Here is a 20713-nt window from a genome sequence, read left to right as displayed (position 1 = left end):
CCGATGCGTGTCGAGACCAAGCTCTTCCTGTACCTGTTCGCCTTCTTCGTCCCCGTCACCCTGATGTACGGCTTCTGGTCCAAGTGGGAGGAGCCGATCGGCCTCACCGCGCTGGTCCTCACGGCCCTGCTCTTCGCGCTCAGCGGCTTCTACCTCTGGATGACGGGCAAGAAGCTGCCGCTGCGTCCCGAGGACAACGCGTCCGGTGAGATCGAGGACGCCGAGGGCAACTACGGCTACTTCGTCGCCAGCTCGTGGACGCCGCTGTGGCTGGCCGGCTCGGGCGCCATCATGTTCGCCGGGCTCGCGATCGGCTGGTGGCTCTTCATCATCGGGGCGGTCTTCGGGATCGTCGCCGTGTGCCTCTGGGTCTTCGAGTCCTTCTCGGGCGAGTACTCCATCTGAACCCGCTCGTTCGAACCCACGAAGGGCCCCGGTCGACGACCGGGGCCCTTCGTCATGCCGGCTGGGTGCTGGGTGAGGGGGCGCGGGTGCCAGGGTCAGGCAGGTATCCCTCGACGCCAGCCGTGTCGCGGCTCGAAGCCGATGAGCCGGCGGGCGCGGGCGTTCGACAGCAGGGTCGCATGACCCGTGAGGTCACCACGGATCTCGACGTCGGGAAAGACGTCGGCCATCAGCTCGGCGCTCGGCCGCTCCATGATGGTGTCGTCGCCCGCGATGATGAGGTTGACGGACCCGGTCGTGTCGGCCTCCAGGGCGTTGCGGCACGAGGCGGCGGCGTCGCGCACGTCGATGTAGCCCCACAGGTTCCACATCCGGCTCGTGGCATCTGCCTGGAACGACGGCACCCGCCGGTAGTCCTCGTCGGTGAAGATCTTCGAGAAGCGCAGACCCACGAAGGGGATGCCGCTCCACGTGCTGATGTGCTCCGCCATCGTCTCGCTCAGCACCTTGGACAGGGCATACGTCGACTCGGGGTGGGGGTAGTGGTCCTCGTCGACCGGTGCGTAGCGCGGGGGAGCCTCGGGGCCGAAGGCGAGGCCCAGCGTGGTCTCGCTCGAGGCCCAGACGACCTTGCGAAGTCCGAGCGTCCGGGCGGCCAGGAAGACATGCGCGTTCACCGTGGTGTTCTCGGTGAGGGTGCGCGCGGCAGGACGCAGCCCCGGGGCCGGGATGTTGGCCAGGTGCACGACGGCGTCGGCTCCGTCGAGCACGTCGACGACCTGTCCGTGGTCGGTCAGGTCAGCCCTGAGGTAGGCCGTGTCGATCCCGTCCGGTGGTGGTGTGAGGTCGGTGGCGAGCACGCGGTAGCCGTGCTCCAGCAGGTCGGCGACGGCGGCTCTGCCGGCCTTGCCGGCGGCGCCGGTCACGACGATGTGCGCGGGTGTGGTCGTCATGCAAGCACCCTAGCCGCGGGGCCTGCGAGGCAGCCTCTGGGCAAGCCCAAAGGGGCCGGAGAAGGGCCGGACGCATCCCGGACAGCGCGAAGGGGAAGGCCGTAGGCCTTCCCCTTCTATCCGACCCGGACCTTCACGGTCCGTGCGGCTCGCAGTGCGATCGTGTGGGAGAGAACATCCTGGCGCACCTCCATCCGATCGGTTGTACGGTATGTCGACATTAACCCCGACCTGGGGCGAGGTAAAGAGGCGCTCTCTGCGTACCCGACAAACCGTCCCGAATGTGAGACGCCGCAAGGGGTTCAGCCCCAGCCCAGCTCGTGCAGGTGGTCGTCGTCGATCCCGAAGTGGTGCGCCACCTCGTGCACGACGGTGATGGCGATCTCCGCACGCAGCTCCTCCGCGGTGCTGCAGAGGCGCTCCAGGGGCCCTTGGAAGATCGTGATGCGGTCCGGCAGTGCCCCGGCATCCCACCACCCGTCTCGCTCGGTCAGTGGGGTGCCCTCGTAGACCCCGAGCAGCTCAGGGTCCTCCGACGGCGGCTCGTGCTCGACGAGCACGACGACGTTGTCCATGGCCTGTGCGAGCTCGGGCGGGATGGTGTCGAGCGCCTCACCCACGGCCTCCTCGAACTCGGTGTCGGACAGGTGCTGCATGGGCCGAGTCTGTCACGCGGGTTCGGGGAGAGGGTCGGGGTGGGGGACCCAGGGGACTTTGGGGACTCAGGGGACCGACGCTGGCGTGAGACCCCGGAGACGCCGAGAGGGACCTCCCGGTTGCCCGGAAGGTCCCTCTCGTCTGCGTGCTGCCGAACCGTGCTCGACGTTCAGTGTCGGTGCTTGTCCGCCTTGATCGTCTCGCGTTCGCGGGCGGCCCCAGCCTGCTCGATGGCCTCGTGCCCACCGTCGACGGCGGCGCCGTGGTCGTCGTGCTCGTGGTGGGCCGCCTCGAGCTCGGACGGGGTCGGCGGAGCCACGCGGTCACGGAAGTAGAAGTTCGAGAACTTCGCGCGCAGTCGCTCCTTGCGGGCGATCGGGCTGTCGACGCCGTTGGCGTCCTTGCCTGCCGTGAGCTGAAGCGGCTCGTGGGACTCGTGCTGGACCAGGACCCACCGCTCGTTGGGCGTGAGCGGCGCGTGGATCTCCTCGAACCGACCGTCGGCGTGGCGCCAGATGGTGCCCGTCTCGCGGCCGTGGAGGACCTTCTGACGGTCAGCGCGCTGCAGGCTGAGGCAGATGCGCTTGGTGATCCAGAACGCCACGGGCGGAGCCACGAAGAACAGCACCCGCAGGGTCTGGGTGATGTCGTTGATCGACAGGTGCAGCTTGATCGCCATGAGGTCGTTGCCCGCCGCGAGGAAGAGCACGACGTACATGGTGATACCGGCGATGCCGATGGCGGTCCGGGTGGGGGCGTTGCGCGGGCGGTCGAGCAGGTGGTGCTCGCGCTTGTCACCGGTCACCCACGCCTCGACGAACGGGTAGACGCCGATGATCGTCCACATCACCGGGAGCAGCACGAGCGACCCCGGGAAGATGTTCATGCTGAAGGTGAAGCCGAACGCCTCGAACTCGAGGAAGCCGGGCAGGAGGCGAAGCGCACCGTCGGCGAACCCCATGTACCAGTCAGGCTGCGAGCCCGCGGTGATGGGGGAGGGGTCGTAGGGGCCGTAGGCCCAGATCGGGTTGATCGTGACGACCGCCGAGATGAGCGCGATGACGCCGAAGACGATGAAGAAGAAGCCGCCGGCCTTGGCGATGTACACCGGCAGGAGCGGGTAGCCGACGACGTTCTTGTTCGTGCGGCCCGGTCCGGGGAACTGCGTGTGCTTGTGCACGAAGACCAGCAGGATGTGCGCTGTGAAGAGGCCGACGAGGATGGCCGGGATGAGCAGCACGTGCGCGGAGTAGAGACGCGGGATGATCGCCTCTCCGGGGAAGGCGCCACCGAAGACGAAGTACGACAGGTAGGAGCCGATCACCGGTGCCGACTGCATGAAGCCGTTCATCGCGCGGATGCCCGTGCCGGAGAGCAGGTCGTCGGGGAGCGAGTAGCCGGCGAAGCCCTCGATGCAGGCGAGCAGCGACAGGATCGTGCCGAACACCCAGTTGATCTCGCGCGGCTTGCGGAACGCGCCGGTGAAGAAGACCCGAGCCATGTGCACGAACACCGAGACGACGAAGATCAGGGCCGCCCAGTGGTGGATCTGCCGGATGAGCAGACCGCCGCGGATGTCGAAGGAGATTCCGAGGGTCGAGCGGTAGGCGTCCGACATCGTGACGCCCTGGAGCGGGACGTACGAGCCGTCGTAGACGACCTGGCTGGCGCTGGGGACGAACCAGAACGTGAGGAACGCCCCGGTCAGCAGGCAGACGATCATCGAGTACATCGCGATCTCGCCGAGCATGAACGACCAGTGGTCGGGGAAGACCTTCTTGGCGAGGAAGGAGACACCCTTGGCCGCGCCCAGGCGGTCGTCCATCCACCCGGCGATACCGCCGAGCGGCTTGGCGGCGGTGGCCCGTTCGTCGGCCTGCCGGTCGCCGGCGCGAAGCGCGTCGGCGGGCCGGCTCTCGTTGATGGTGCTCATCGCGCACGCTCCCAGAAGCTCGGTCCCACGGGCTCGGCGAAGCCCTGGGGGGCGACGAGGTATCCCGCGTCGTCGACGGTGATCTTGAGTTGCGGCAGCGGCCGCTTGGCCGGGCCGAAGATGACGGCGCAGTCCTCGGTGAGGTCGAAGGTCGACTGGTGGCACGGGCAGAGCAGGTGGTGCGTCTGCTGCTCGTACAGGCCGACCGCGCAGCCGACGTGGGTGCAGATCTTGGAGTAGGCGACGGCACCGTCGACACCCCAGTCCTTGGCCTTCTGCACCTTGATCAGGTCGGGGTCGAGGCGGATGAGGATGACCGCTGCCTTGGCCTTCGCCTCGAGGACGCCCTTGCCCTCGTCGATGTACTTCTGGAGCGTCTCGGGCATGACGTGGAACACCGAGCCGGTGGTGACCTCGTCGAGGCGGATGGGCGTCATCTCCGGGTCACGCATGAGCCGGATCGGCTTGCCGCCGTTGTCCTTCGGGTCCCAGATGGTGTGCTTGAGCTCCTCGACGTTGACCGGGCCGAGCGAACCGGCGACCTGCAGGCCGAGGGGGAGGATGAAGAGCCCGAGCGCGCCGCCGAGGGAGTACTTCAGCAGCGGGCGACGGTTGAGCTGGGTGGAGGCGACTCCCTCGTTGACGACGGCGACGGCCTTGGCACGCTGCTCGGGGGTCGAGGCCTGCTCGTGGCGCTCCTCGGCGATCTCCTCGTCGGACATCAGCGTCTTGGCCCAGTGCACGGCCCCGATGCCGATGAGGAAGATGGCGAAGCCGAGCGAGAGGCCGAGCACGACGTTCTGCGTCTTCGCGATGCCGATGCCGGGGAAGAAGAAGGTGGCCTCGTCGGGGATCGCGAAGTAGCTGACGAGGAAGACGAGCGTCGCGAGCATCGACAGGCCGAACATCGTCGCGACCTGGCGCTCGGCGCGCTTGGCGGCAGCGGGGTCGTCGTCGGCGGCACGGTGGACGTGCGGCGGAAGGCCGGGGTTCTCGAACTGGTCCACGCCCCTGATCAGCGACGCCGGCAGCAGGTCGTGGCTGTCGCCGGACGCCGGGACGAGTGACGTGCTCGTCCCGTGGTCCGTGGTCTCGTTGTCGTTCATCGGGTCGTGGTCCTGTCGTCGTTCGTGATCGAGGCGATGCAGCGCGGGGTCATGCGGCCTTCTTGCCGAGCCAGACGGCACAGCCGATGAGGATGCCGAGCGCGAACACCCAGGCGAAGAGCCCCTCGGACACCGGCCCGAGGTTGCCCAGCGTGAGGCCACCGACGTTGGTCGCGTCCTCCTGTGCCTTGAGGTAGGAGATGACCTTCTGCTTCGCCTCGGGCGAGATGTTCATGTCGTTGAAGACGGGCATCGACTGCGGGCCGGACACCATGGCCTCGTAGATGTGCTTGGGCGTCGTGCCCTCGAGGGCGGGGGCGTACTTGCCGCGGGTCAGGGCGCCACCCGCACCGGCGAAGTTGTGGCACATCGCGCAGTTGACGCGGAAGATCTGGCCACCCTCGGCGATCGCCTTGTTGTTCTCGGGCGTGCCCGGCTGGATGACCGTCGTGTACTTGTCCTCGGGGACGGCCGGGCCGGGGCCGAGGGAGGCGACGTAGGCCGCGAGGGCGGCGATCTGCGTGTCGTCGAACTTCACCTTGTTCTGAGGCGCCTGGACGTTCGGCCCGGCGAGCGGCATACGACCCGTGCCGACCTGGAAGTCGACGGAGGCTGCGCCGACGCCGACGAGCGAGGGGCCGGACTTGGTGCCCTGCGCAGCGACGCCGTGGCAGGTGGCGCAGTTGGCGATGAAGAGGTCCTTGCCCTGGGCGACGGCGTCGGCCGCGGCGGTGGGCGCGGCGGCGTTGGCGTCCTTGGGGGCGAGGAACGAGTAGGCGCCACCGGTCACGAGAAGGCCGAGCAGCAGCAGCACCGCGATCGCGGCGGGGTGTCGGCGTCGGGCGGCCAAGGCGTTCACTGTGGGTTCCTGTCGTCCATTTGGGGTGTGTTTCGGTTCTGGCGCGCGCTCATGCCGGAAGTCAGCGCAGGATGTAGATGGTCGCGAAGAGCGCGATCCACACGACGTCGACGAAGTGCCAGTAGTACGACGTCACGACGGCGCCGGTGGCGTTCGCGTGGGTGTAGCGACGCGTCGTGAACGTGCGCGCGATGATGAGCAGGAAGGCGATGAGGCCACCCGTCACGTGGAGGCCGTGGAAGCCGGTCGCCATGTAGAAGATGGAGCCGTACGCGTCGGAGCTCAAGGTGATGTTGTCGCGGGTGAGCTCGGAGTACTCCATGACCTGGCCGGAGATGAAGAAGGCGCCGAAGAGGTAGGTGAGGACGTACCACTCGCGCATGCCCCAGCTCTTGAGGTCGAAGAGCCGACCGGTCCGTGCCTTCTGGCCGCGCTCGGCCTTCCAGACGCCGAGCTGGCACCACACGGAGGAGATGACGAGCACGAGGCAGTTGACGCTCGCGAACGGCAGGTTCAGCTTCTCGGTGTGCGTCGCCCAGAGGTCTCCGCGGACCGAGCGGAGCTGGAAGTAGATCGCGAAGAGCCCCGCGAAGAACATGAGCTCGCTGGAGAGCCACACGATGGTGCCGACGGCAACCATGTTCGGGCGGGTCGCCGGACCGTGATGGGCCGGGCTCGCTACTGCGCTTGAAGGAACTGCCGATGCTGTCGCCACGTTGGACATTATTCCCACATTCCTGTCCGGCTGCGCGAGGGACCCCCCGCTGCAAGGCCGTTTCTCGCGCGGGTGTAGAGGATTCGTGACCATTCCGACACGAACCCTGAACAGCCGTGCTGCAGGCCGTCCGGAACCACCTTCCCACGGTGCCCTCCACGGCCCGCTCGCGGGTGGGGAGGTCCGTGCGGCGAGCCTCCCACGGCCCGGTAGCATCGGGCGCATGACCGCCTCGAACGACAGCGCAGCGCAGGGCACCTCGACCGACATCGCGACGGCGAGCGGGTCGCAGCGGCCGGTGGCTAAGGTGAGCGTGCTGCTCTACAGCGACGACTTCACGACCCGTGACGCGGTGCGCGCAGCGGTCGGTCGCCGGCCCGCGCGCGACGTCGAGGTGGTCCGCTGGCACGAGTGCGCGACGGCTGACGCCGTGATCAGCTCGGTCGAGTCCGAGCGCTTCGACATCCTCGTCCTCGACGGAGAGGCGGCCAAGGTCGGCGGCCTGGGACTGGCCCGCCAGCTGAAGAACGAGATCTTCGAGTGCCCCCCGATCATCGTGCTCACCGGTCGCCCGCAGGACAGCTGGCTCGCCGCCTGGTCCCAGGCCGACCTGGCCGTCCCGCACCCGCTCGACCCGATCGCGCTGACGTCGGCCGTCGCCACGCTCGCGCGTTCGGGCGTGCCGACGGCCTGACGCATGGCGCCGGACACGACGACCTGGCCTGCACTGCTCAGCGACCTCATCGCCGGCCGTGACCTCGACCGGGCGACGGCCGAGTGGGCCATGGCCCAGATCATGGACGGAGAGGCCACGCCCTCCCAGGTGGCGGGGTTTCTCATCGGGCTGCGCGCCAAGGGCGAGAGCATCGACGAGATGCGGGGCCTGGCGGAGCAGATGCTCGCGCATGCGCGGCGGATCGAGGTCCCGGGCCCCAGTCTCGACATCGTCGGTACGGGGGGCGACCGCGCCCACACCGTGAACATCTCGACGATGTCCGCGATGGTGGCTGCGGCTGCGGGAGTCCGCCTGGTCAAGCACGGCAACCGTGCCGCCTCGTCGTCGTCGGGCTCTGCCGACGTGCTCGAGGCCCTGGGTGTCGACCTGTCGCTGCCGCCCGAGCGCGTCGTGGAGGTGGCCTCGGAGGCCGGCATCACGTTCTGCTTCGCCCAGACCTTCCATCCGTCCTTCCGCCACACCGCCGTGCCACGTCGTGACCTCGGCGTCGGGACGGCATTCAACTTCCTCGGCCCGCTGACCAACCCGGCCCAGCCGACGTATGCCGCCGTGGGTTGTGCGGACGCCCGCATGGCCCCGCTCCTGGCGGGCGTCTTCGCCGACCGGGGCAAGGATGCCGCGGTCTTCCGTGGCGACGACGGCCTCGACGAGGTCACGGTGTCGACGACGACGCACGTGTGGTGGGTCCGGGGCGGGGCCGTCAGGGAGCGTTCCGTCGACCCGGAGCGGCTCGGTCTCCGGCTGCACCCCGTCGAGGACCTGCGCGGTGGCGACGCCGCGCACAACGCCGACGTCGTGCGTGACGTCTTTGCGGGGGCCACGGGCGCGGTGCGCGACGCCGTGCTGCTCAATGCCGGCATCGCCCTCGCTCTGACCCGGCCGGACTCCGGACCGTCGGAGGCGGACTTCGACGCCGACCTGCGCGCTGGCATGGCGGTTGCGGCAGAGGCCATCGACAGCGGCGCGGCCACGGGCCTCGTCGAACGCTGGGTGACCGCGACGCGCCGCTGAAGCGTCGCGGCGCCGCCGGGATGAGGGTCAGTCGCCCTCGAGGCCCAGGCTGAAGGCTGCCTCGAGGTCGTGCGAGGAGTAGGTGCGGAAGGCGATGTGCGTCGACGTGCCGACGATGCCCTCCACCTTGTTCAGCTGGTCGGCGATGACGTCGGCGAACTCCTCGTGCGCCTTGACCCGCACCATGGCGATGAGGTCGGTGTCCCCGGTCACCGAATAGACCTCGGACACGGCCGGGATGTCGGCGACGGCCTCCGCCACCTCCGGGATGCGGTCGACCTCGCAGCTGATCATGACGATGGCGGTGATCACGGTGACACCTTAGCCGGGCCTCAACCGACGCGGCGCAGGCCGCCGCCGTGACCAGCGGCGCCCCCACGTCCGGGACCGGGTCGCGAGGGGGGCACGTCGTTGTCGAAGCCGACGACGTCGTGGGCCGATGCGACGGCGGGTTCGAGCTCGCTGCGCACCGAGCCGGCGCCACCCACGGGGCAGGTCCACGTCCCGTCGAGCTCGACGATGCGCACGCCCGGAGCCTCGAGCCAGCGCAGCAGGATCTCGGTCTCCTCGGTGAGCGCGGACGGACGCTCGGGAGTGGAGGGCGGCACAACCTCTGCCGTGGCCTGCATCGAGCGGACGTATTGCATCGGGTCGGCTCCTCGCGGGCTCACCGCGGTGCCCGCCAGGCGACCGTGGCGTATGGAGACGAGCTCCCAGTCCCCGAGGTCGCTGCGACGGGCCCCGACGATCTCGGGGGAGCGCACGAGCGGCGCGAGCCGCTGGGCACGCGCCGCACCTCGCACGAGCTGCAGGAAGCGGTCGCGCACCCGCGCCGCGTCCTCGAAGCGCTCCTGCGAGGCGAGCTCCTCGAGTCGCGCACGGAGCAGGTCTGCGCTCGGCCGGGCGTTGCCGGTGAAGATGGCGCGGCACTCGTCGACGACGACGGCGTAGTCACCCTCGGACTGCGCCCCGGTGCACGGCGCGCCGCAGCGGCCCATGTCGGCGAGCGCGCAGGCGGTGCCGCGTCCGGTGAGGCGACCGGTGCACTGGCGCAGCGGCACGACCTCGTGGACCGCGTCGATGGCCGACTGCGCGGTGACCCGGGACCGGAACGGCCCGATGTAGTGGGCGTCGTCGTCCCTCACCTGCTTGACGATCGACAGTCGGGGGAAGCGTTCCTGCGTGAGCTTGACCCACATGACCTTGCGGCCGTTCTTCGACCGCCGGTTGAAGCGGGGCTTGTGCTCGTCGATGAGCCGCAGCTCACGGACCTGCGCCTCGAGCGAGGTCTGGCACACGATCGGGTGGACCACGTGGGCGAGCCGCACCATCTCGGCCATCCGGCTGCGCTGCTCGGACGCGGTGAAGTAGCTGCGCACGCGAGTGCGGATGTCACGGCTCGTGCCGACGTAGAGAACGCGGTCGCTGCCGTCCTTGAAGAGATAGACCCCGGGAGCGCTGGGCAGGGGGTCGGCGAGGAACCGCTTGCGTCGCTGCGACGGCGTGACCCGGGAGCTGTAGCTCGAGAGCTCCTCGAGGGTGTGGACTCCGAGGTTGCCGACGCGCTCGATGAGGCCGTGCAGCACGTCGACGGTGGCGCGGGCATCGTGCAGCGCCCGGTGGTCGGGGGTGGTCGGTGAACCGAAGACCTGGGCGAGCGAGGACAGCCGATGGTTCGGCGACTCGTCCCGCACCACGAGCTGGCGCGCCAGCTGGAGGGTGTCCAGGACCGGGAATCCCGGCCACCTCAGACCCGTGCGTGCGGCGGCCGCCTTGAGGAACCCGATGTCGAAGCCGGCGTTGTGCGCCACGAGGACGCTGCCGGCCGCGAACTCGAGGAAGGCGGGCAGCGCGCTGTCGATGCGCGGCGCGTCGCGGACCATGGAGTCGGTGATGCCGGTGAGGACGGAGATGAACGCCGGGATGGGCTCAGCAGGGTTGACGAGGGTCTGGAACTCCCCGAGCAGCTCACCGCCGCGCACCTTGACGGCGCCGATCTCGGTGATGCCGCACTGTGCCGGGGTGCCCCCGGTCGTCTCGAGGTCCACGACGACGAACGTGACTCCGGCGAGGGGGGTGCCGAGGTCGTCGAACGTGGACTGGATGGCTTGCACGACCCTGACGGTATGCCGGTGCGCCGACAACGCCGGGGAGGCGCGGCGTCCCCCGACGCTGTCGGTGGGTGCACCTAGCGTCTTTCACGACAGATCGCATGAGAGACGAAGGGTTGGACCGAGATGATGCTCGTCGACTGCCAGACCTGCCCGGTGCGGGACGTCCACTGCGCTGACTGCATGGTGACCGCCCTGAACGAGATACCACTCCGGACGGCTGTGTCCGGACGTGACGTCGACCGGGGGGAGGCCGTGACAGCACCGCTCGACCGTGCCGAGCGACGGGCGGTGTCGGCCTTTCTCGCCGCCGGGCTCGTCTCGACAGGCACGGCCAACGCGGCCCGGGCCCAGCTCGAGCCGGCCGAGCACGCGTCGCACCACCGAGGCCGCCGGGCGGTCTGACCGGCGTCGTCATTGAAGGCCGTTCACGGGGGCCCATGACACGATGTCGCGGTGCGCAGCCCGGACCATCGTGTCTCCCGTCGGGTGACCGCTGCAGTGGTTCTCGTGACGGCGACCGCCGTGGGCCTTGGTGCCTGCACCGCTGGCGGGGCGCCCCTGGCTCCCGCCCCCCTCCCTGTCGCTCCAGCTGCGTCGAGCCCGTACTCCTCCCGGCCTGCGACGACCGATGTCGACCCCGGGGTGTGGGCCGACGCCCGGGCCCGCGCGGTGACGGCGGTGCTCGAGGCCCGTGTCGCCGACCTCGGCCGCCGGGACGAGACCGGCTGGCTCGCAGCGCTCAGCGGGCCCGCGTCCGGCCGCCTGCGCACCACCCAGGCCGCTGTCTTCGAGCGCATGGGAGCGATGGGGGCCGGTGATCTGCGCCTTGTCATGGTGCGCGAGACGACCCCTCCCGTGCCCGCCCCGCGCGGCACCCAGGTCGAGTGGGATGTGAAGGCAAGCCTCACCTACAGGCTTCTCGGCTTCGACACGGCTCCCCGATCCTTCGACCTCGACCTCACCTTCAAGGCTGACCCGGCGCGGCCGGCCGATCTCGTCATCACCGCCTCGGCGCCGTCAGCGCGCCCGCAACCCTGGGACCTCCCCGGACTCGTCGTCCGCAGGGAAGCCACGTCGCTCGTGCTCGCGGTCGGCACCGCGGACCGTGTCGAAGAAGTGGTGCGTCGCGCGCGCACGGCCGAGTCGCGTGTCGCTGCCGTGTGGGGCGAGGCCAGACCGGCCGTCTGGGTCGCCCCCGCCACCGACGCCGACGCCGCACGACTGCTCGGTCGCTCCGCCGACGACCTTGCGGGGGTGGCGGCCGCCACGGACGGACCGCTGACCCCCGGGGAGCATGCCGGGGCGGACCGGATCGTCCTCGTTCCCGGAGCGTGGAGCTCGCTGCGCCCCGACGGCCGCGACGTCGTCATGACCCACGAGCTGACCCATGTGACGGTCAGGGCTGCGACGACGCGCAGCGTCCCCGTCTGGCTGTCCGAGGGTTTCGCCGAGCTCGTCGCGTACCAGCCCATCCATCTTCCCGAGGCGACCATCGTCGCCCCGGCGCTCGACCGGGTCCGGTCGTCGGGTCTGCCGGAGACTCTGCCCGCCGACACGGACTTCGACCCCGGCACCCACGCGCTCCCGGCGGCATACGGCCTCTCACTGCTGGCGCTGCGCACCCTGGCGGACCGCTACGGGACGCCGGCCGTGGTCCGTCTCTACCGCGCGGCCGCGGGCGGGCTGGTGCTGCCGACCTCGCAGCTCGACGACCGCGAGGCCGCCGTCGACGACGCGTTGGGATCCGTCATGGGCTCCACGCGGTCGGCACTGCTGCAGGCATGGCAGGCGCGCATCCGCCGAGACCTGCTGCCCTGAGTCGTCAGGCGTAGAGCTTCTCCACCTCGTCGCCGAAGTCCTTCATGACGACGTTGCGCTTGAGCTTGAGGGACGGCGTGAGGTAGCCGTTCGCCTCGGTGAAGTCGCCGGAGAGCACGACGAACTTCCGGATGGACTCGGCCTTGGAGACCGCGTCGTTGGCCCGGTCAACGGCCTCCTGGAGCGCTTCGAGCACCTTCGGATGGGTGCGGGCCTGCTCGAGCGAGACGCCCTCGATGCCGTGGGTCTTGGCCCAGAGCGGCCACATCTCCTCGTCGAGAGTCACGAGAACGGCGACGAAGGGCTTCTGGTCGCCGACGACGATGCACTGCGAGACGAGGGGATGCGCGCGCAGGCGGTCCTCCAGCACCGCGGGGGCGACGTTCTTGCCGCCCGCCGTCACGAGGATCTCCTTCTTGCGACCGGTGATCCGCAGGTGGCCGTCGTCGTCCATCTCGCCGAGGTCGCCGGTGTGGAACCAGCCGTCGACGATGGCGTCGGCCGTCGCCGTCGGGTTGTCGTGGTAGCGGGTGAAGACGCCGACGCCCTTGAGCAGGATCTCACCGTCGTCGGCGATCCGGATGCCGGTGCCGGGCAGCGGCGGCCCGACCGTGCCGATCTTGATCTTGTCCGGGGTGTTCACGGCCACGGGAGCCGTGGTCTCCGTGAGGCCGTAGCCCTCGAGGATGACGACCCCGATGCCGCGGTAGAAGTGGCCCAGGCGCGTGCCGAGTGGCGCCCCGCCCGACACGGCGTAGCGCACGTGCCCTCCCATGGCGGCGCGCAGCTTGCCGTAGACGAGACGGTCGAAGACGGCGTGCTGGATTCGGAGCCCCAGACCGGGGCCTCCCGAGTCGAGCGCCTCGCTGTAGGCGATCGCGACGGTCGCGGCGCGGAGGAAGATCCTCCCCTTGCCCTCGGCGGACGCCTTGGCCTCGGCCGAGTTGAAGATCTTCTCGAAGACGCGCGGGACGGCGAGCACGAAGGTCGGCTGGAAGCCGGCGAAGTCGTCGAGGAGGGTCTTGATGTCCGCCGAGTGGCCCATGCGTGCCTTGCCCGCGACGCAGAGCACCTCGATGAAGCGCGCGAAGACGTGGGCCAGCGGGAGGAAGAGCAGCGTCGATGCGTTGTCGGTCAGCACCACCTGGCCGAGCTTCTCGATGGCGTTCTCCGCGAGGTCGAGGAAGTTGCCGTGGGTCAGCTCGCACCCCTTGGGTCGTCCCGTCGTTCCCGAGGTGTAGATGATCGTTGCCACCGACCCCCGGTCGAGGCCGGCACGGCGGGCGGCCAGGTCGGCGTCCGGGATCTCCCTGCCCTTCTCGCGCAGCGCGTCGAGGCCACCGTCGTTGATGGTGATGACGTCGCGAAGTGACGGCAGGTCGCCCCGGACCTGGTCGACGGTGGAGCGGTGGGCATCGGTCTCGACGATGACGAGGTGCGCGTCCGAGTCGGAGAGGATCCACTGCACCTGCTCGGCCGAGGAGGTCTCGTAGATCGGCACGACGACGGCGCCCGCACTCCACGCGGCGAAGTCGACGAGGGTCCACTCGTAGCGCGTGCGCGACATGAGCGCCACCCGGTCGCCGGGCGTGAGGCCCGCGGCCATGAGCCCACGGGCGACGGCCGCGACGTCGTCGGCGAACTGCGCCCACGTCACGTGCGTCCAGCCGCCGGAGGGGGTCTTGCGCGAGAACGCGGTCTCGCTCGCGTTCTCCCTGGCGTTGCGCACGGGGAGGTCCGCAAGGCTTCCCTCCGTCGTGACGGGGGCAAGTGGTGCGACGACGTTGTCCTTCACTGTCACTCCTGATCGCGGGGTGGTACCTGGGCTGCACCTTACCGAGCGGTAACCGCTCCGACCACCTCAACGTGGCGCCGGGCGTGCCCCGGGTCGGGGTGCGTCCCTGCTGCGCAAGACTGCCACCCCCTCCATCGTGGCACGCAGCCCACGCGCGACAGCAGCCGCCCAGGACAAGCAGCGTCAGCGCACACCCGACGCGATAGCCTTCGGCGCATGCCCGATCGCACCGAGTCCTCCATCGTCATCGACGCCCCTCCCGGCGAGGTCCTCGACGTCATCGCGGACTTCGAGGCCTACCCCGAGTGGGCGGGCGAGGTGAAGGAGGTCGCCGTGCTCGCCGAGGAGGGTGACGGCTGGGCCGACCAGGTCCAGTTCACGCTCGACGCCGGCGCCATCAAGGACACCTACGTCCTCGACTACGAGTGGGACGTCGTGGAGGACGGCACGGGCGTCGTCTCGTGGTCGCTCGTCTCGGCGCAGGTCCTCAAGGCGATGAACGGCTCGTACACCCTGGCGTCCGACGGCGCAGGCACGAAGGTGACCTACCGGCTCGCGGTCGACGTCAAGATCCCCATGATCGGGCTGCTCAAGCGCAAGGCGGAGAAGGTCATCGTCGACACTGCGCTCAAGGAGCTGAAGAAGCGCGTCGAGGCCTGACCGACGTGACCCTGAGCGACGGTCCTGACACGGCACCAGATCAGCCCGAGCCGGCGGCCGGGACCGGATCCGCGCGCCTCGGCAGCGTCGCCGAAGAGGCCGCGCTGCTCATCGACCTGCTCTCGCAACGCAGCCGGTCGGGCGCTTCGGACATGCCGTCGCGCGGACCCGCGGACAGCAGGTCGGACAGCAGGTCGGACAGCAGGTCGGACAGCAGGTCGGAGGGACGACCAGGGGCGTGCACCTGTGGAGGCACCACGCCTGCCGCGTGCCGTGTGTGCCCGGTCTGCCAGCTCATCGCGTTCGTGCAGCAGGTCAACCCGGACACCATCGACAAGGTCGCCGACTTCGTCGGCTTCGCAGCCACCGCGCTCCGCGACCTGGCCACGGCGCAGCGCGAGCGAGGGGCCGAGCCCGGCACCGGCGCGGACACCGGCAGCGACACCACCGACACCACCGACACCACCGACACCAGCGACACCAGCACCGACAGGCCCCCACCCGGAGACCCCGCATGAGCAGGCGACTCGCCATCGGCATCGACATCGGCGGCACCAAGGTCGCCGGCGGCGTCGTCGACGAGGCGGGCACCATCACCCACCGCACCCGTCGTGACACCCCGCACCGCTCGACGTCGCCCAGCGTCGTCGAGAACACCATCGTCGAGTCGGTGGAGGAGCTGCTGCGCCAGGTCGATCCCGACGACGTCGTCGCCGTGGGGATCGGCGCCGCCGGTTTCGTCGCGGAGGACCGCGCCACCGTCGTCTTCGCGCCGCACCTGTCCTGGCGCAACGAGCCGCTGCGCGACGCCCTGTCGCAGCGCATCGAGCTGCCGATCACCGTCGACAACGACGCCAACGCGGCGGCCTGGGCCGAGGCCTGCTTCGGCGCTGCTCGCGGCGAGTCGCACGTCGTCGTCATCACCCTCGGCACGGGCATCGGTGGCGCGCTCATCATCGATGGTGACGTCCAGCGCGGGCGGCACGGCATCGCCGGCGAGTTCGGCCACATGCAGATCATGCCCGCGGGCATCCGCTGCGAGTGCGGCAACCGCGGCTGCTGGGAGCAGTACGCCAGCGGCAACGCCCTCGTGCGCGAGGCCCGGGCGATGATCGAGGCCGGGTCGCCCGTCGTGGCCGACCTGCTGGTCCGTCTCGGGGGCGACGCCAACGCCCTGACGGGCCCGTTCATCACCGAGGCCGCCCGTGAGGGTGATCCCACGGCGCGTGAGCTGCTCGCCGACATCGGTGAGTGGCTGGGCATCGGCCTGGCGAACCTCGCCGCGGCCTTCGACCCCGGCCTCTTCGTCATCGGCGGTGGTGTCAGCGCAGCCGACGAGATGCTCATCGGCCCCGCCCGCGAGGCCTTCCGGCGCCAGCTGCCCGGCCGCGGCTACCGCCCCGAGGCGCGCATCGTGCGCGCCGTGCTCGGCAGTGACGCCGGCCTCATCGGGGCCGCCGAGCTGGCGCGCGCCGGCCGCTGAGTCGTGTGCGCGGCGCGCCCTCGGCACGTGCTGCGGGTCATGACGTACAACCTGCACGACCTGCTGGACGACCGCGCCGCAGCCGCCAGGGTGGTGCGCGCCGTGGACCCCGACGTGCTGTGCCTGCAGGAGGTGCCGCGCCGGCTCACGACCGAGTTCCGGCTGCCGCCCTTCGCCCGTGCATGTCGCCTGGTCTGGAACCGTGGCCGTCTCGGCACCGGCGGGACGGCGGTCCTGACCGCGCCGAGGGTGGTCGTCCACGGCGTGCACCGGGGTCGCCTTCCGGTCCGCTTCCCCGATCGGATGCGGGGGTATGCCGCCGCGACCGTCTCGCTCGCGGGCGACGGCCCCGGCCTGCCTCCCGTCACCGTCGTCAGCGTGCACCTCGGACTGCGGGCGCCTGAACGGCTGCGCCACGCATCGGTGGTGCTCGAGGGTCTGGGCGACCGGGCCGTCGTGGCAGGGGACCTCAACGAGGAGGCCGGGGCAGCGGCCTACGACCTCATCGCCGGCCGCCTGCCCCTGGCGTCGAACGGCGTGCCGACCTTCCCGGCTCGGCTCCCGACCGTCGCCCTGGACGCGGTATTCGCAGGACGGGGTCTCCGGCTCGCCCGGGGACCCGAGGTCCGTGTCGCCGAGGCCGACCTCAGGGCGGGATCGGACCACCGCCCGGTCTGGGTCGACCTCGACCTGACACCACGCGCCGGCTGACCCGCCCCCGGAAGACGCCGCCTAAACGCGGGTGCCGTCGTCGAAGGGGTCGCGCTCGTTGCCGCCGCGCAGGACGAGCAGCACGAAGCCGACGACGAGCATCGTCACGGCGGTCACGACCCACCAGCCGCTGCCGTCGCGGTCGAAGAAGAGGACGTAGAGCAGCAGCAGCGGGCCGCCGGCGAGGCCGCCGACGATGGCCCAGAACATCGGGTCGGTCTCGGCCGAGGGGAGGTCGATCTCCGATGGCGGGACGAAGTGGTCGTCGTCCGCCACGTCGTGGACCTCGTCGCGCGGGGGAGTGCTGCCACGCCAGGCGTGTGACGTCGTGGGCGCGATCGGCACCTCCAGCAGGCCGGACGCGCTGGACGGCCCGGCTGCCCCGGCAGCGGGGTGCTGGGGCGGCGCCGCGGGGTCGCTGCCGGCCACGCCCTGTGGACGCTCGGGCTGCTCAAGCTCGGAATGCTCGGGCTGAGGCTGCTCGGGCTCAGGGCGCTCGAGCCCAGGGTCGAGTTCAGGTCGCTCCGGCTGAGAGCCCTCTGGGTCAGCACCGGGCGACGAGGCGTCCGGATAGTGCCGCGTGACTGCCTCGTCCGGCGGCTCCTGGTTGTCCGTCCGCACCGCGCCGCCGACGCCCTGGGACTGCGGGTCGGGGGCCTCGTCGTCCCAGCCTGCGATGATGCGCGCGAACTCCGCGTCGAGGTCGCGGTCGCTCATGGCCGGGGCGTCCGGGTCCGTCGCGCGCGCAGACCGGAGCCGACTGCGGCGCCGGGAAGGACCGTCACGATGGGCTCCTCACGGGAGGCGACTGAATCCCTTGATCCTCGCATGCCCCGCTGTGCGGGCGCGAGTGTCGTAGAGTTCGAGCCGTCACAATTGGAAGGCGGACACGGTTGTTCTACTGGTTCCTCAAGACGATCGTCATCGGGCCGATCGTCAGGCTCGTCTTCCGTCCGTGGGTGGAGGGCGAGGAGCACATCCCCGAGGAGGGGGCCGCGATCTTCGCGAGCAACCACCTGTCCTTCTCCGACTCGATCTTCCTGCCGCTCGTGGTCTCCCGACGCGTCACGTTCCTCGCCAAGAGCGACTACTTCACGGGACGTGGCATCAAGGGCCGGCTGACTGCTGCCTTCTTCCGCGGGGTCGGGCAGCTGCCCGTCGACCGGTCGGGCGGCAAGGCGAGCAATGCCGCGCTGAGCTCCGGGCTCAAGGTCCTCCGGCGCGGCGACCTGCTCGGCATCTACCCCGAGGGCACGCGCTCGCCCGACGGCCGCCTCTACCGCGGCCGCACCGGCGTCGCCCGAATGGCCCTCGAGGGCAAGGTGAAGGTCATCCCGGTCGCCATGATCGGCACCGACAAGGCCCAACCGACGGGCAAGGTCATCCCGCGGGTCATGCGGGTCGGTGTCCGGATGGGCAAGCCGCTCGACTTCTCCCGCTACGAGGGCATGGAGGACGACCGGTTCGTCCTGCGGTCGATCACCGACGAGATCATGTACGAGCTGATGCTCCTGTCGGGCCAGGAGTACGTCGACATGTACGCCACCTCGATGAAGGACCGTCTCGTCTCCGCGGCTCGGGCCAAGGCCCGCGAGCTGCAGGAGGCAGCCAAGCCCGGTAGCGCTGCACCCGAGCTCGAGGCGGCGCTCGACGCCGCCGAGGGCAGGGCCCGCTCGTCGACGGCCGCGGCCGAGGGTGACGGGTCCGTCGGCACGGAACGGACCGACGAGGACGACGACGGCGACGCGCCTGTCGTGGCGGCGTCCTGACGTCATGGCGGCCGTCCCCGCGTCGACGAACGCGGTCCTGGACGACGAGCACGTCATCGTCCGCGGACTGTGGCGTGGCATCGACGTCTTCCGCTGGCTCGCCCTCGCGTATGCCGCATGGTCGGTGTGGGAGCGCCACGGCCAGATCGCGCACCTCGCCCTGGGCGTCGCGGTCCTCGGTGTCCTGGCCGCCTGGACCCTGACGGTGACCCTCCGGCCGATGCGCACGGTCCGGGCCTACACGGTCGAGCTCGTCATCGGGTGTTCCGCGATTCTCGCCACCCGCCTCGTCGACGACCCCGGGGTCATCACGGCGGGCGCCAAGACCATTCCCTCGATCTGGCCGACGGCCGCCATTGTCGGGTTCGCGGTGCTCCGCGGCTGGCGCGGTGGAGTCGCTGCTGCGTCGATCGTCGCGGCGTGCTCCTTCGTCGAGGTGGTCGAGCCGACCCCCAACACGGTCACGAACTCGATCTTCGGGCTCCTGCTCGGTGGGTGCATCGGCCACTGCGTCGACCTCGCCCGCTCGAGCCACGCGGCGCTCGCCGAGGCAATGCGGCTCGACGCCGCTCGCGCCGAGCGTGACCGTCTGGCCCGGACCGTCCACGACGGCGTGCTGCAGACGCTCGCGTTCATCCACCGTCGGGCCAGTGACCTCGGGGGTGAGACGGCCCGGCTCGGCGCCATGGCCGGCGAGCAGGAGCGGATCCTGCGCACGCTCGTGAGCATGGCCGACCTCGAGGAGGTCGGTCGCGCCATCAGCGGCGACGCGGACCTGCGGGGACTGCTGCGCCATGTCGAGGGCGAAGGGGTGCAGCTCGTCTCGCCCGCCGACGCGGTCCTCCTGCCGCGACGGGTGGCCGACGAGGTCGTCGCCGCCGTGGAGGCGGCCCTCGACAACGTGCGCCAGCACGCCGGTGACGACGCCCGCGCCTGGGTTCTGCTCGACGACGCCGGCGACGAGGTGGCGGTGACGATTCGCGACTCCGGGCGGGGCGTGCCGGCCGGTCGCCTCGACGAGGCGGTCACCCAGGGTCGCCTCGGGATCTCGTCGAGCATCCTCGGTCGACTCGCGGATCTCGGCGGCACGGCGACGGTCGCTTCCGGTCCCGGCGGCGGCACGACCGTGGAGCTGAGGATCCCGCATCTCCGGGTGGCGCGGCTGACCAGCCGACACCATGGTCGGCAACCGGAGGTTCGCGCCGCCAGCGATGCGGGCGTCCGGACCCAGGGACGAGGAGCATCGTGACGGAGCAGCAGGACGCCATGCCGCAGCGGGGGACCGGCGTGCCGCCCGAGCACATCCGCGTCGTCGTCGCGGACGACCACCCGATGTGGCGCGACGCCGTGGCGCGCGACCTCGCCGACGCCGGGTTCGAGGTCCTGGCGACGGCAGACGACGGCCGTTCGGCCGTGGCCCGCACCCGAGCCACGGCACCGGACGTGCTCGTCCTCGACCTCAACCTGCCGGGGCTCACCGGCGCCCAGGTGTGCGCGGCCCTCGCGGCCGCGCAGGTCCCGACGCGGATCCTCATCCTCTCGGCGAGCGGCGACCACCAGGACGTCCTCGACGCGGTCAAGGCGGGAGCCCTCGGCTACCTCGTGAAGTCGGCCGGCCGCGAGGAGTTCCTCGCAGCGGTACGCGCGACCGCCGCCGGCGAGCCGGTCTTCGCCGCGGGTCTGGCCGGACTCGTGCTCGGCGAGTTCCGGCGCGTCAAGGCCGCCGGCGGTGGCGGCTCCGAGCGACCGGTTCCCGAGCTCACCGACCGCGAGACCGAGATCCTCAAGTACGTCGCGACCGGCATGGGCTACAAGGAGATCGCCGCGATGCTCTTCCTGTCGCACCGCACCGTGCAGAACCACGTGCAGAACATCTTCGGCAAGCTGCAGATGCACAACCGCGTGGAGCTCGTGCGTTTCGCGATGGAGCGCGGCCTCGACCTCGCCGACCCGACCTGACCCGTGACCGCGGCGCACGGCATACGTCG

General features: G+C 70.6%; 23 protein-coding genes. 12 read left to right on the top strand and 11 right to left on the bottom strand.

Annotated elements, in window-relative coordinates:
* The first annotated feature begins 3 nt into the window (after nucleotides 1-3).
* Nucleotides 4-405: a cytochrome c oxidase subunit 4 gene (locus tag AB4030_RS06025; RefSeq protein WP_442278292.1), complete on the top strand. Its 402-nt coding sequence runs from the start codon at nucleotides 4-6 to the stop codon at nucleotides 403-405.
* Between the two features lie 95 nt (nucleotides 406-500).
* Here AB4030_RS06025 and AB4030_RS06020 read toward each other — a convergent pair whose 3' ends face one another.
* From AB4030_RS06020 to ctaE, 6 genes are all read right to left on the bottom strand, one after another.
* Complete coding sequence (locus AB4030_RS06020) at nucleotides 501-1358, bottom strand: NAD-dependent epimerase/dehydratase family protein (protein WP_442278291.1); 858 nt, start codon at nucleotides 1356-1358, stop codon at nucleotides 501-503.
* Between the two features lie 302 nt (nucleotides 1359-1660).
* Nucleotides 1661-2014 (bottom strand): metallopeptidase family protein, encoded by a 354-nt coding sequence (locus AB4030_RS06015; RefSeq protein WP_442278290.1) that lies wholly within the window; start codon nucleotides 2012-2014, stop codon nucleotides 1661-1663.
* 170 nt (nucleotides 2015-2184) lie between these two features.
* Complete coding sequence (gene qcrB / locus AB4030_RS06010) at nucleotides 2185-3948, bottom strand: cytochrome bc1 complex cytochrome b subunit (protein ID WP_442278289.1); 1764 nt, start codon at nucleotides 3946-3948, stop codon at nucleotides 2185-2187.
* Nucleotides 3945-5054 (bottom strand): cytochrome bc1 complex Rieske iron-sulfur subunit, encoded by a 1110-nt coding sequence (qcrA, locus tag AB4030_RS06005; RefSeq protein ID WP_442278288.1) that lies wholly within the window; start codon nucleotides 5052-5054, stop codon nucleotides 3945-3947. The genes qcrB and qcrA overlap by 4 nt, the downstream gene beginning before the upstream one ends.
* A gap of 49 nt (nucleotides 5055-5103) precedes the next feature.
* Nucleotides 5104-5913: a cytochrome bc1 complex diheme cytochrome c subunit gene (qcrC, locus tag AB4030_RS06000; protein WP_442278287.1), complete on the bottom strand. Its 810-nt coding sequence runs from the start codon at nucleotides 5911-5913 to the stop codon at nucleotides 5104-5106.
* Nucleotides 5914-5974: 61 nt separating this feature from the next.
* The gene (gene ctaE / locus AB4030_RS05995; protein ID WP_442278286.1) at nucleotides 5975-6637 is read right to left on the bottom strand and encodes an aa3-type cytochrome oxidase subunit III; all 663 of its coding nucleotides are present in this window, start codon (nucleotides 6635-6637) and stop codon (nucleotides 5975-5977) included.
* 214 nt (nucleotides 6638-6851) lie between these two features.
* Here ctaE and AB4030_RS05990 point away from each other — a divergent pair, with 214 nt between their 5' ends.
* Both AB4030_RS05990 and trpD read left to right on the top strand, forming a co-directional pair.
* Nucleotides 6852-7322: a response regulator transcription factor gene (locus AB4030_RS05990; RefSeq protein WP_442278285.1), complete on the top strand. Its 471-nt coding sequence runs from the start codon at nucleotides 6852-6854 to the stop codon at nucleotides 7320-7322.
* 3 nt (nucleotides 7323-7325) lie between these two features.
* A complete protein-coding gene (gene trpD / locus AB4030_RS05985) occupies nucleotides 7326-8375 on the top strand; it encodes an anthranilate phosphoribosyltransferase (protein ID WP_442278284.1) in 1050 nt (349 codons plus the stop codon).
* A gap of 27 nt (nucleotides 8376-8402) precedes the next feature.
* Here the strand turns inward: trpD and AB4030_RS05980 are convergent, their stop codons facing one another.
* Both AB4030_RS05980 and AB4030_RS05975 read right to left on the bottom strand, forming a co-directional pair.
* Nucleotides 8403-8687 carry an Lrp/AsnC family transcriptional regulator gene (locus AB4030_RS05980; RefSeq protein WP_442278283.1) on the bottom strand — a complete coding sequence of 95 codons (285 nt, stop codon included), beginning with the start codon at nucleotides 8685-8687 and terminating at the stop codon, nucleotides 8403-8405.
* A gap of 20 nt (nucleotides 8688-8707) precedes the next feature.
* Nucleotides 8708-10519 (bottom strand): DEDD exonuclease domain-containing protein, encoded by a 1812-nt coding sequence (locus tag AB4030_RS05975; RefSeq protein WP_442278282.1) that lies wholly within the window; start codon nucleotides 10517-10519, stop codon nucleotides 8708-8710.
* Between the two features lie 222 nt (nucleotides 10520-10741).
* Between AB4030_RS05975 and AB4030_RS05970 the strand changes: the two genes are divergently transcribed.
* Nucleotides 10742-10891 (top strand): hypothetical protein, encoded by a 150-nt coding sequence (locus tag AB4030_RS05970; RefSeq protein ID WP_442278281.1) that lies wholly within the window; start codon nucleotides 10742-10744, stop codon nucleotides 10889-10891.
* A gap of 105 nt (nucleotides 10892-10996) precedes the next feature.
* Entirely contained in the window at nucleotides 10997-12307 is a 1311-nt protein-coding gene (locus AB4030_RS05965; protein WP_442278280.1) for a hypothetical protein, read from the top strand.
* A 4-nt stretch (nucleotides 12308-12311) separates the two neighbouring features.
* On the opposite strand, the gene AB4030_RS05960 is transcribed toward AB4030_RS05965, so the two are convergent.
* Nucleotides 12312-14102: an AMP-dependent synthetase/ligase gene (locus AB4030_RS05960; RefSeq protein WP_442278279.1), complete on the bottom strand. Its 1791-nt coding sequence runs from the start codon at nucleotides 14100-14102 to the stop codon at nucleotides 12312-12314.
* Between the two features lie 216 nt (nucleotides 14103-14318).
* Between AB4030_RS05960 and AB4030_RS05955 the strand changes: the two genes are divergently transcribed.
* Nucleotides 14319-14762, top strand: coding sequence for an SRPBCC family protein (locus AB4030_RS05955; RefSeq protein WP_442278278.1), 444 nt, complete (start codon nucleotides 14319-14321; stop codon nucleotides 14760-14762).
* Between the two features lie 40 nt (nucleotides 14763-14802).
* Here the strand turns inward: AB4030_RS05955 and AB4030_RS05950 are convergent, their stop codons facing one another.
* On the bottom strand, nucleotides 14803-15021 hold the full coding sequence (locus AB4030_RS05950; RefSeq protein WP_442278277.1) for a hypothetical protein: 219 nt from the start codon (nucleotides 15019-15021) through the stop codon (nucleotides 14803-14805).
* A gap of 46 nt (nucleotides 15022-15067) precedes the next feature.
* Between AB4030_RS05950 and AB4030_RS05945 the strand changes: the two genes are divergently transcribed.
* Genes AB4030_RS05945 through AB4030_RS05935 form a run of 3 tightly spaced genes read left to right on the top strand, consistent with a single transcriptional unit; the run spans nucleotide 15068 to nucleotide 16956 of the window.
* Nucleotides 15068-15280: a hypothetical protein gene (locus tag AB4030_RS05945; protein ID WP_442278276.1), complete on the top strand. Its 213-nt coding sequence runs from the start codon at nucleotides 15068-15070 to the stop codon at nucleotides 15278-15280.
* The gene (locus AB4030_RS05940; protein WP_442278275.1) at nucleotides 15277-16245 is read left to right on the top strand and encodes an ROK family glucokinase; all 969 of its coding nucleotides are present in this window, start codon (nucleotides 15277-15279) and stop codon (nucleotides 16243-16245) included. The genes AB4030_RS05945 and AB4030_RS05940 overlap by 4 nt, the downstream gene beginning before the upstream one ends.
* A gap of 39 nt (nucleotides 16246-16284) precedes the next feature.
* Entirely contained in the window at nucleotides 16285-16956 is a 672-nt protein-coding gene (locus tag AB4030_RS05935; RefSeq protein WP_442278274.1) for an endonuclease/exonuclease/phosphatase family protein, read from the top strand.
* A gap of 21 nt (nucleotides 16957-16977) precedes the next feature.
* Here AB4030_RS05935 and AB4030_RS05930 read toward each other — a convergent pair whose 3' ends face one another.
* Nucleotides 16978-17673, bottom strand: coding sequence for a hypothetical protein (locus AB4030_RS05930; RefSeq protein ID WP_442278273.1), 696 nt, complete (start codon nucleotides 17671-17673; stop codon nucleotides 16978-16980).
* Between the two features lie 176 nt (nucleotides 17674-17849).
* Between AB4030_RS05930 and AB4030_RS05925 the strand changes: the two genes are divergently transcribed.
* From AB4030_RS05925 to AB4030_RS05915, 3 genes are read left to right on the top strand one after another with little or no spacing between them, the layout of a single operon-like run.
* Complete coding sequence (locus AB4030_RS05925) at nucleotides 17850-18725, top strand: lysophospholipid acyltransferase family protein (protein WP_442278272.1); 876 nt, start codon at nucleotides 17850-17852, stop codon at nucleotides 18723-18725.
* Nucleotides 18726-18729: 4 nt separating this feature from the next.
* Nucleotides 18730-19974, top strand: coding sequence for a MacS family sensor histidine kinase (gene macS, locus AB4030_RS05920; protein WP_442278271.1), 1245 nt, complete (start codon nucleotides 18730-18732; stop codon nucleotides 19972-19974).
* Entirely contained in the window at nucleotides 19971-20684 is a 714-nt protein-coding gene (locus AB4030_RS05915; RefSeq protein WP_442278270.1) for a response regulator, read from the top strand. Before macS ends, AB4030_RS05915 begins: the two co-directional genes overlap by 4 nt.
* Nucleotides 20685-20713 lie beyond the last annotated feature (29 nt).

It is taken from the genome of Terrabacter sp. 2YAF2 (genome assembly GCF_052114705.1).
Classification (GTDB): domain Bacteria; phylum Actinomycetota; class Actinomycetes; order Actinomycetales; family Dermatophilaceae; genus Terrabacter.
Note: the sequence above shows the minus strand (reverse complement) of the source record. Positions and strands in the feature narration are given on the sequence as shown.